This window comes from Nonomuraea sp. NPDC049784 (assembly GCF_040659615.1).
Taxonomy (GTDB): domain Bacteria; phylum Actinomycetota; class Actinomycetes; order Streptosporangiales; family Streptosporangiaceae; genus Nonomuraea.
Window position 1 is genome coordinate 18353 of sequence record NZ_JBFAMX010000085.1, and the last position, 10137, is coordinate 28489.

10 protein-coding genes are annotated in these 10137 nt (G+C 68.5%); 7 read left to right on the top strand and 3 right to left on the bottom strand.

Translation table 11 applies throughout. The features are described from left to right. Positions 1 to 17 precede the first annotated feature (17 nt). Together AB0J09_RS19835 and AB0J09_RS19840 are read right to left on the bottom strand one after the other, a co-directional pair. The gene (locus tag AB0J09_RS19835; RefSeq protein WP_360692686.1) at positions 18 to 1268 is read right to left on the bottom strand and encodes a hypothetical protein; all 1251 of its coding nucleotides are present in this window, start codon (positions 1266 to 1268) and stop codon (positions 18 to 20) included. 6 nt (positions 1269 to 1274) lie between these two features. Then, positions 1275 to 1940: a macro domain-containing protein gene (locus AB0J09_RS19840; RefSeq protein ID WP_360692688.1), complete on the bottom strand. Its 666-nt coding sequence runs from the start codon at positions 1938 to 1940 to the stop codon at positions 1275 to 1277. 150 nt (positions 1941 to 2090) lie between these two features. Here AB0J09_RS19840 and AB0J09_RS19845 point away from each other — a divergent pair, with 150 nt between their 5' ends. From AB0J09_RS19845 to AB0J09_RS19875, 7 genes are all read left to right on the top strand, one after another. Next, positions 2091 to 2297, top strand: a complete 207-nt coding sequence (locus AB0J09_RS19845) for a hypothetical protein (RefSeq protein ID WP_360692691.1) — start codon at positions 2091 to 2093, stop codon at positions 2295 to 2297. A 148-nt stretch (positions 2298 to 2445) separates the two neighbouring features. After that, positions 2446 to 3111, top strand: coding sequence for a GntR family transcriptional regulator (locus AB0J09_RS19850; protein ID WP_360692694.1), 666 nt, complete (start codon positions 2446 to 2448; stop codon positions 3109 to 3111). 67 nt (positions 3112 to 3178) lie between these two features. Next, positions 3179 to 4441, top strand: coding sequence for an MFS transporter (locus tag AB0J09_RS19855; RefSeq protein ID WP_360692697.1), 1263 nt, complete (start codon positions 3179 to 3181; stop codon positions 4439 to 4441). Positions 4442 to 4655: 214 nt separating this feature from the next. After that, positions 4656 to 4781 (top strand): hypothetical protein, encoded by a 126-nt coding sequence (locus tag AB0J09_RS19860; protein ID WP_360692700.1) that lies wholly within the window; start codon positions 4656 to 4658, stop codon positions 4779 to 4781. Positions 4782 to 5006: 225 nt separating this feature from the next. Further along, positions 5007 to 6293 (top strand): DUF5994 family protein, encoded by a 1287-nt coding sequence (locus tag AB0J09_RS19865; RefSeq protein ID WP_360692703.1) that lies wholly within the window; start codon positions 5007 to 5009, stop codon positions 6291 to 6293. A gap of 57 nt (positions 6294 to 6350) precedes the next feature. Then, on the top strand, positions 6351 to 6776 hold the full coding sequence (locus tag AB0J09_RS19870; protein ID WP_360692706.1) for a hypothetical protein: 426 nt from the start codon (positions 6351 to 6353) through the stop codon (positions 6774 to 6776). 101 nt (positions 6777 to 6877) lie between these two features. Then, on the top strand, positions 6878 to 7207 hold the full coding sequence (locus tag AB0J09_RS19875) for a non-reducing end alpha-L-arabinofuranosidase family hydrolase (RefSeq protein ID WP_360692709.1): 330 nt from the start codon (positions 6878 to 6880) through the stop codon (positions 7205 to 7207). Positions 7208 to 7512: 305 nt separating this feature from the next. Here AB0J09_RS19875 and AB0J09_RS19880 read toward each other — a convergent pair. Next, positions 7513 to 10137, bottom strand: a 2625-nt coding sequence (locus tag AB0J09_RS19880) for a fibronectin type III domain-containing protein (protein WP_360692711.1), incomplete at its 5' end; no start/stop codon positions are given.

The window sequence follows — 10137 nt, forward strand, 5'->3', positions numbered from 1 at the left end:
CTGAAGAGCCGGTGAGTTCACCGCCCGCGCGCCGCCCACATCTCCGCGACCTTCTCCCGAGCCAGCTCGTCGAGGGCGCGGCGCCGTGCCGGATCCTCCTCCCACGTGGCTTCGGCACAGAGGACGCGGGCTGCCTCGTGGGGCTCCGCGTCCCGCACCACATACCGCATCACCCCGCCGTAGACACTGCGGTCCTCCTCGCGGCGGAGGATCGTCACGATGCCGGAGACAAAGACCTGCCTGGTCAGGAGGTCCTTCGCGTGGATCCGCCGGTCGACCGTCAGGCCGCCGTCCCGCGACTCGCCGCCGAGGAAGTCGTCCTCCCACCGCCACATGCGGCGCGTGGTCCCCGCCGACAGGTACTCGACGCCGCGGCCCTCGACCGGCATCGAGAAGGGCAACGACTCGCCGCGGCTCAGCTCCTCGGCGATGCGCTCGCCGTCCGCGCGTTCGCGCAGCCATTCCTCCTGCTCGTGGAGCTCCATGGCGAGGAAGTGCTGCGGTATGCGCTCCCGCTCCCGTCGCATCCCGGCGTAGTAGCGGTCGACCAGCGGATCGCGGAACACGCCCGGACGCGACCCCGGCGGGGAACACGACTCGGGGGTGAGTTCCGCGCCGTCCTCGATGTCGATCCCCCTGGCCCGCAACCAGTCGTAGACGGTGATGCCCTTCCTGCTCAACTGCTCCCGCAGCCTGAACATCCGGCCCTCGAACGTCGGCCGGTCGCCGTCGAGCGTCAGCGACACCCAGTCCCCGATGGCCGACACGGGCACCGGCACCTCATGAGCAGCGGGCTTCAGCGCGATCTGCTCGGGCGGGACCTCGATCGGGTGCCCCTTGACCCCGGGCACGATGTACTGGAACGGCACCGCGTGGACGAGCGGGTCGAACACGTCGCGGATCGGCCAGACGCGCAGCAGCCACTTCTCGTCGCACCCGTCCTCGTCGGATTCGTCGCGCTCGCACATCTGGAAGTACATCGCCACGCCGTACTCGAAGAAGGGCGGGCCGATCAGGAAGTCGTGGCCGCGCCCGTCCATCATCGTGGCGATGTGCACGACGCCTTCCGTGGCGACGAACGTCTCCGTCTTCACCGGCGTCCATGACGTGTCAGGGAGCGCGGGCTCGCCGTCCCAGGACTCCAGGCGGACACCCGCCATGAAGTGGTAGCCCTCGGGGCTCTCCCATGCCAGGTCCGTGCCGTCCAGGGCGAACTGCCCGTACTCGACGTAGAGCTCGTCGTCGATCCCGCGGAGCAACTGCGCCATCTCGGCTCAGCCGCGGGTGCGGTCGGCGGGCGGCTGGATCCGGACCCGCTCGGTCTGGGGCCGGCTGTCGAGGTCGTCGAGCTGCTGGAGGATCGTCTGCCGCAGGTCGCCGTAGTCACGGAAGTAGTAGTCGTGGAAGAGCGTGTAGCCGGTCCACATCAGGTTGGCGCATACGCGTGGCGGCACCTGCCCCGTCGCCGCGCCCATGCCGACCAGCGCCACCGACTCGATGCTGCCCGGCTTTTTCTCGTTCTGCATGTGGATGGCCTGGAACGCGGCGGCGCAGGCGAGGGCGACGTTCAGCTTCTCGCTCACGTTCTGTGCCGACTGCACCATCGTCGGCGTCGAGATCAGGAACTTCGGGTTGGTGGCGCCGGACGTAACGCACACGGCGCTGCCCACCGGGAGCGACCCGTCGAACTGGTCGCGGATCGCCCGCTGGACCCTCAGTTGGATGCCCGCGCCGAGGTGCCGCTTGATGACCGCGTCGACCCCGCCGTCCATCCGGCCGCGGGCGTTGGTGGGACTGACCCAGGCGTCGACGTGCCGGCTGAGGATCGACCCCTTGTGGATCTCCACCTCGGGCGTGTCGGCGAACGCCGCCAGCCAGGACTCCACCACTTTGGCGTTGACCTCGACCACTACCACTTTGAGCGCGTGCTTGACGGTCATGGGCCACTCCGGGGCTGGGAAGGTGATCTTCTCGGCTCACGAAGATAGCGGGCCTCACCGACATTCACGGATCTTGTCCGCGAATCACTCCCAGAGATCGCATCACGGATCGTCCCGTACCTCCCGTACCTCCGCCTGTTGTTCTCGGCCGTGTCGTGGCTGCCGGCCCGCAAGGAGCCGCTGTGGCGCGGGGTCTCGCTGGACTTGCGAGCGCAGTGCCCGCTCGGCCGCACGGTGACGTGGTGGGGCATCCTCGCCCCCGGCACGCAGTTCGAGGTGACCGGCGTGAAGACCGAACGCGGCGGCCTATGCACCGTACAACTGACCGAACTGCCCGAGCAGCCGCTGGTGGCGTGAGTGATCTCTGCGCGCCCGGCCGGGGAGGCATCGACCCACAACGCGCTTGAGCCCGCATAACGGCAGGTCAATCATCATGACCCCACCGCCTCACAGGCAGTCGCACGCCATAGATACAACCTTGCATCTATGCTGGTAACCTCCTCGTATGGTCGATCCTGCGAAGCGCCCGTCCGCTGCCCACACCGCGTACACGGTGACCAAGGAACTGATCCTGTCCGGTGAGTTGCCGGGCGGAAGCCTCCTCAGTGAGGGCGAGATCGCTGAACGTGTACGCGTGAGCAGGACCCCCGTCCGGGAGGCGTTCCTGCGCCTGGAGTCGGAGGAGCTGCTGGTGCTTCACCCCAAGCGCGGCGCGGTGGTGGTGCCGGTGCCGCCGGGAGAGGCGGCGGACGTGCTGGAGCTGCGGCTGGCGCTCGAGCGGTCCGCGGCGGAACGCATCGCACGCACCGGCCTACCGGACGAACACCACGAGAAGATGCGGGACCTGCTGGGGCGTCAGCGCGCCCTCGCCGGGGTGGCGGACATCGACGGATTCGCCGACGCGGACGAGTCGTTTCACCGGTGCATCGTCGAAGCGTCCGGAAACCGGCTGGCCAGCCGGTTTTACGCCACTCTGGGTGACCGGCAGCGGCGGATGAGCATCTCCGCGCTGCGCCCGCGGCCGGAGCGGCTGTCTCTGCTGGCCGACGAGCATGAGACCCTGCTGGATCTTCTCCGCGGCGGCGACAGCTCCGCCTTCGCCTCGGCTCTGCTCGGTCATCTCACAGCGACGCACGGTTCGCCGTACACGGCCGTCCGCGACGACGACTGAAGCCTCGGCGGTCACCCACGGCATCGACCGTGCCCAGCACCCGATATGCGAAGGTCTGCCCCTCTCCATGCTCGAAACCCAGCAGGCTGCCCCACCGCCTGCCAGCGCGCCTCGGCCAGACTCCTGGCGCACCGTCGCCGCGGCGATGTTCGTCTGTGGGTGGGGCGGTAACCAGTTCACGCCGCTCCTGCTGATGTATCGCCAACTGGGCGGCTACTCCGCGCTCAGCGTCGACGCCTTCCTCGGTGCGTACGTCGTCGGGCTCGTGCCGGGACTCCTCCTGGCCGGGCCCATCTCGGACCGGCGCGGGCGACGCCCGGTACTCGTGGCCGGCACCGTCGCCTCGGCCGTCGCGAGCCTGGTGCTCTGCTTCGGCGGCCAGAGCGCGTGGCCCATCTACGCGGGCCGGCTGATCACCGGCATCGCGGTCGGCATCGCCATGTCGGTGGGCAGCAGCTGGGTGAAGGAGCTTTCGACAGAGGACGACAGCGGACTCCCGGCACGCCGCGCCTCACTGTGCCAGACAGCGGGATTCGGACTCGGCGCAGGTGTCGCGGGCGTGGTGGCCCAGTGGGGACCGTGGCCCATGGTGACCCCGTACGCCGTCCACCTTCTCCTCACCGTGGCGATACCTGTGCTGCTCCTGCGGGTGCCGGAGACGCGGCCGCCGCTCCCGCACACGGCAGGGCTCCGGGAACTCCTCACGACACTGGTGAACGACCTGCGCGTCCCCGCCCCCGCCCGCAAGCGGTTCCGGCTGGTGGTCCTGCCGATGGCGCCATGGGTGTTCGGCTCGGCCGGATTGGCGTACGCGGTCATGCCCCAGCTCGTCGGCTCCCACGTGGGGGTCTGGGGACTCGCGTACGCGACCGGGCTGACCGTGCTGACCCTGGGCATGGGCGCGGCCGTGCAACCCGTCGCCAAGAAACTGCACAGTGGAACGGGAACCCGCGCCGGACGGGCTCCCGTCGCGGCGATGACGGTGATGCTCCTCGGCGCGGCGCTGTGCGCGGCGAACGCGGTGCTGCTGTCGCCGTGGCTCGCAGCCGCTGCCGCGGCCATTCTGGGGGCCGGCTACGGTATCGCGGTGGTTTCCGGGCTGCTGGAAATACAGCGCATGGCCGGCGCGGACGACCTGGCCGGCCTGACAGGCGTCTATTACACGTTCGCCTATGTGGGCTTCCTGCTCCCCACCGTGCTGGCCACCTTGTCGACGTGGCTCTCCTACCCGGTCATGCTGACGGCGGTGGCCGCCGCCGCCCTGATCTGCCTGAGCCTCGTCGTGACCGGCGTCCGCGTCACGGCGATGGCGGCCTCGGCACCGAAATGAGGTTCGAGCGGTCGCTCAACGCATCCGCCCAGGTCACAGTAGAACGAATCGACCGATATTTCATGCTAAAGGTCGATATATTTGCCCGGCTGGCCGCATACTGGTGTCGATGAGGCCTACTCAAGCCGCGGCCCGGCGACGCCTGCCTACCAGCCCCTTCAACGTTCCCGACGTCCCTCCTCCCCCTGTCGAGCAATTCGTGGCAGGAGACCAGGTGAGCCACGACAAGTACGGCCTCGGCCGGGTCATCGCCGTCGAGCAGAACATCGCCGTCATCGTCGATTTCGGCGCGGAGACGTACCGCATTGCCGCACCGTACCCCAAGCTCATGAAGCTGTGACGACGAGCCCTCGATCCGCGGCGCCCGTTCGGCCCGTCTATACCGAGCAGGGCCGTCGAGCGTGGCAACGCGATCATTCACCGCGCCGACGCGGGTTGGCGCATGCGGTGAAGCGCAGGGCAAGGCGTATGGTGGATTGACCTGAGACTTTCCGCATGTCGGCACTCGCGTCGGCATCGTCTCGGGCGTAGCCGGCTCTCGGGCCGGAGACAGGCGGCACGCCAGATGCCGAACCATCAACAGTTCATCGCGACCCTGGTTCTCCAACCGGCCCGGGTGTTCCTGGAGCCGACACTGACCAGGGACGGAACGCTCGACGGCGCCTGGTGGCCCTACTCCACCGACCTCAACCGCGAATTGCCCGCCCTCGTCAGCAACCTGCAGGATCGGCTCGGCCCCATCCTGCGGGTCCGCCTGGATGTGACCGCATGGGACGACGTCCCGGCGCACCTCCTCATCGACGGCCGTTTCCTGCGGGTCAGCGGCTTCTCCGCGGCGCCGAACACGATCCGCGTGATCCGCGGCAGCCATGACGGATTCATGCTTCTGGTCATCCCGCCGGACACCTCCGTGCCCGTCGCCACAGCCGCGATGACAACCGCCGCCCGCACGGGCAACACGCTGACGGCGAGCGAGATCCTCGTCCAATGCCACTCACCCGCGCGTGGACCGGGCGAGGGCATGAGAATGCGCCGCTACCGCGGTTGCGACCGAGAGGCCGTGCTCGCGCTGGCCGACGCCGACCGCCTGCCCGGCCAAGCGGCATGCTCACCCGGCACGCTCGACCAGGCCATGGCTGGAACCTCTCCGCACAATCCCGCCCCATGGGCAGAGCTCCAACAGCCCAGAACCGATGTTCTGGTAGACCCGGACGGCCACGTCGCCGGCGCGGTGTCGTACGCCGTACATCGACACCACAACGCCGGCCAGATCCTTTGGCTGCACGCACGAGAGGTCCTGGACGTCGTCGAAACACTCGTTTCCCACGCGCTGCGCGCCCTCGGCGACAGGGACGTCATCGATGCCTTCACCACCGCGCCGGGCCTGGGGCTGGGAGCCCTGCCGACGGGCCGCCGACCCGTCACGAGCAAGGCGCTCGAGCGCGCCGGGTTCTCCGGACGCGACTCCTGGCGATACCTGCGCCGTACGGCACCACGCGAGATCGACGCCACCACGTACCCGTCGGTCGAGGTGGTCACCAGCACGGCCCCACCGGGATGGTGGCTCAAGGCCCACGGCAACGACTGCTCCGCCGAACTCGTCATCGAAGAGCCGGCAAACGGCCATGGCGTCCTGTGGTGGTTCGGCGCCGACACCCGGCACACGGACGCGATGCTGGAGCGCGCGCTGCTGCGAGAGGCCGACACCATCCTGCGCGAGCACGAAGCCTCGGAGACCGTCCTCTACGCCGCCGGCGACCCAGAGCCGGACCGGGCTCTCTTCGAGGCGGCGGGCTACACCGAGCTCGACCACCTTGTCACCTACACCCGGCGAGCCACCCTGACCGGCTGACCAGCCACATAGAGTGTCTGTGACGACCGAAGGATTCATCATCAGCGAGCACTCCACGTGATCGAGAGCAAAGCCCGTCCGGTGCGCCGTCGTGTCATCGAGGCAGCAACCCTCGGCACTCGCAACCAACCCCAAGCCGAGATCACCCGGTGGACCTGTCCCCATGAACAGCATGTCAGCCAGGGCTGCGTGACGTGCTACCGCTCCGCGGCCGAGGCCGATCCGGTCTTGCCGCTGTGGGAGGTCGCGGTGTGGTTCATCTCGCCCCGGCCGATCCCGATCAAAGTCCTGCACGACATACATCGGCACGGCCGCAACTTCGCGCTCGGCCAGCCGTCGACTCCCCTGGTCTTCCTCCTGACCGGTCAAGCCAGAGCCGCCCAGGGGGTGGAGGCGGTGGCGGGCCTGGTCGGGTTCCTTCTGCAAAGCCTGCGCGCCATCGATGACTTCACCGTGACGGAGGTTCGCGCCGTCCACTTCTGACGCGCGCCTTCCTGAGCAGCCCACCTCGGTCGCCTTCGGTCAGCGGTGTGAGCAGGCGGGTGTCCGTCAATCGACGGGTCGGACCGGGACGTGCTCCGACAATGCGATCATCGGAAGTCTCTTCGCCTCGCTGGGGGTTCTGCAACGGCAACGGCGCGGTCGGCGCCTACGGCCAGTTCACCGTCAACGCCTCCGCCGCCGGCACGGCGACGCTGGGAATCCGGTTCGCCAACGGCACCTTCGACAGCACGGCGTGGACCCGGGACATCAGCCACGGCGAGATGATCCGCAACGGCATCGACCAGACGCTGACCATCAACCCGTGCCACATCCAGTACCTCTACCAGGGCAAGGACCCCGCCGCCACCGACCCCTACAACCTCCTGCCCTGGCGGCTCGGCCTGCTCGCCCAGACCAACTCCACCTGCTAGTCCCTGCTGCCGGGGCGGCGAGGAAGGCCGTACCGCAGCGCCGCCCCTCACCAGCGACGCCTTCATCGGCCTGATTCAGCCAATTCTGCAGGCATGACCGGCTGATACCCAGGTCCTCGGCCGGCTGCTGATCGGGCGGGCCCACGACGGCGTGCTGCCGGTCGGCGACCTGCCGGCCGTCCGCGAGGCGAGCACGGACGGGTACGGCAGGTGCCGAAGCACGACGGGTTCGTCGGCGCGATGGTCCTGCGCAGCCTGTTGACGGCATCCCGGTCCAGCGCCTGGCCGAGGAGGCGGACGGCCGGCTAGTCGAAGTCGTAGCGGACGGTTTCGCCGTCCAGTGACGCGGTGAAGGTGGAACCCCGCTTGTCCTGCTGCAGCCACGGGGTGTCGAACAGCTTGAACGAGTCGTAGTCGATCGGGGTGCCGTTCACGAGAAGCGCACCCGCGGGGGCTTGGGCCGCGTCGTCGAACGTGATGTCGAGGGTGTCACCGGTGAGGCTGCGGTACACCAGCCGCGGGTTCGCATCCTCGAGATGGCTCACGTCCAGTCTCGTGGTGCCGGTGATGGCGCGCGCGAACGCGTCGAGGTCGGCGTATCGGGAGGCATCGGCCGTCTCCAGCACCCAGCCGTTCCTGTCGGCCTGGCTGCGCAGGATGTCGTAGCTGTAGCTGAGGCTGGCGGTCGGGTGGGTCTGTGCCGTCGTCTTCACCTTGTTGGCGGGGTCGTTGGGCGTCTGGTGGTACCAGGTCGCCGGTTTCGCCAGCTTGTAGGCGAAGTACATCGGCCCGGTCCTGGCGATCGTCCAGCCGTCGACGTCACGCCGTTCGAGGATGGACCCGCTGGTGGGGAACATCGCGTTGATGAAGTTCGACGTCTGGTCGCCGGAGGACCTGTAGACGGCCACCGCCGTGGGGCCGTCCTGCATCACCCGCTGGTTGGCGGGCTGGCTGTAGGTGCCGATGGGGGCGTTGCCCTGGTCGACCGACACGTGGAAGAGCGGGTTGGCGGCGTCGGAGTGCCAGCGGAGCACGACCGGCATGTCCTCGATCCAGTTGTCGACCCGCCGGTACTGGATCTCCGTGCCGAGCCCCCAGGTGGGCCGCACGTAGGTCGTGCGGTAGATGGACATGGGGTGTCCGCTGGAGTTCTGCAGAGTGGTCTTGTGCGAGGTGTAGGACTTGTCCCGCTTCTGACCAATCCGTACGGCAAGCTTCGGCGGCGCGTACTTCGTCCCAGGCCAGGCCGCCAGCCCGGAGTACTCGAGGTAAGGCCGGTAGGCCGCGGGCGAGAAGTTGTCCGACTCGCCGACGCCCAGCTGCCCCCGGTGGGAGCCGAAGTACGTCCAGGCGAGCACCGAGTGATCCGCCGGGCGCCAGGTCGGGTCGTTGGTCAGGTTGCTGTCGCCCTTGGCCCGGCTCGCCGAGGAGATCATGTAGCCGTCGATCCAGTCGTTGGCCCATTCGAACCACATGATGTTCATGGCCTTCTTGACCTTCTGGGCGAAGCCGCGGTCGCCGGCCCACTGGTAGATGGCGTTGAGGCCGAAGTAGGTCATGAAGGTGTATTCGGGGCTCTGGTACTCGGCCCAGCCCTGCTTCTCCCCCGCCTGCACCATCTCGAGGACGTTGGCCTTGTTGATGGACTGCAGTTGCTTGCCGGAGTTGCCGTTCTTGTCGACCAGGTCGGGGAAGTACTGCCCGACGAGGTAGCCGATGACGTAGTTGCTCATCCGCAGGTTCTCCGTCTGCGAGAGCTTCTGGTAACCGTACTGGGCGAAGTAACTGCGCGCGTGCGCCAGCATGGCCGGGCTGAACTGGTCGCCGACCATGAGGTAGGCGTACATCTTCGACAGGGTCTTGTACTGCTCGGCGTCGTAGACCTGGTACTGCGCGTCGAGTTTGGCGAGGTTGGCAGCCACGTTCTCGTGGTCGGCGAGCTGCGCCGCGTAGGCCGCGACGTTGACAGGGCCGCTCTCCTCCTTCATGGCCTTGGTCTTCTCCCACAGCCACGTCAGCCGGGTCTGCGGCGTACCCGGGAACGGAGCGGGCGACTCGGGCACGTACGGGCCGGTCGAGAGGGAGAGCGGCGTGCTCGGCGCGCCGAGGTTGCCGCTGGCGTCCTTGGCCCTGACCGTGAACTGGTAGCCGGTGGCGGGCATCAGGCCGGCGACGACCGCCTGGGTGGTGCCGCCGCCGACGGACGCGACCGAGTAGCCGTCACGGTAGACGTCGTATCCGGTCACGCCGACGTTGTCGGTGGCCGCCGTCCAGCTGAACGAGACGCTCGTGGCCGACACCGGCCCGGCCTTGAGCGCGGTCGGCGCGGTCGGCGGCGTCGAGTCGGAGATGCCGCCGGGCAGCTCGTAGACGGCGAGGTCGTCCACGACGATCGCCTCGTCGGTACCGCCGGTGTCGACCCGCACCGAGAACCCCAGCTCGACCGTGGTGACCAGCCGCTGCCCGCCGTTGGGCACGATGGTGAAGCGGTACTCGGGGAGGTCGGTCTCGTCGACGCCGGTAAGGGCGCCCGAGGTGTCCTTGTACGCCGAGGTGGTCGTGATGCTGGGATAAGGGACCGGGAAGCGCGGCACCAGGTTGTTGTCCCAGTTTCCGAACTGGATCTGCGCGTAGATGTCCTTGGCGACCGGCTTGTCGCTGGCCGCCGCACGCCTGAGGTCGTAGCGCAGGACGAACTGTACGGCGGGGCTGCCGATCGGCTGGCCGTACACCGCGTTGATGCGGTCCTTCAGCGCGCCGGTGGCCAGGCGCTTGTAGAAGTAGCTGGAGAGGTTCGTGCCCTGGGAGGCGTCGCGCAGTTCGAGGGCGTTGTTCCCGTTGACGCCGACGATCTGCTGCGAGCCGCCGCTGGCCGTGTTGGCCACGGCCAGCGGGCTGGTGGCGCCGTCGAATCCGGTGTCCATGTCGGC

Excerpts from the sequence above, each read along its gene's own strand:
- AB0J09_RS19840 (WP_360692688.1), bottom strand. The coding sequence starts at position 1,940 with ATGACCGTCAAGCACGCGCTCAAAGTGGTAGTGGTCGAGGTCAACGCC.
- AB0J09_RS19835 (WP_360692686.1), bottom strand. The coding sequence starts at position 1,268 with ATGGCGCAGTTGCTCCGCGGGATCGACGACGAGCTCTACGTCGAGTAC.
- AB0J09_RS19875 (WP_360692709.1), top strand. The coding sequence starts at position 6,878 with ATGCGATCATCGGAAGTCTCTTCGCCTCGCTGGGGGTTCTGCAACGGC.
- AB0J09_RS19850 (WP_360692694.1), top strand. The coding sequence starts at position 2,446 with ATGGTCGATCCTGCGAAGCGCCCGTCCGCTGCCCACACCGCGTACACG.
- AB0J09_RS19865 (WP_360692703.1), top strand. The coding sequence starts at position 5,007 with ATGCCGAACCATCAACAGTTCATCGCGACCCTGGTTCTCCAACCGGCC.
- AB0J09_RS19855 (WP_360692697.1), top strand. The coding sequence starts at position 3,179 with ATGCTCGAAACCCAGCAGGCTGCCCCACCGCCTGCCAGCGCGCCTCGG.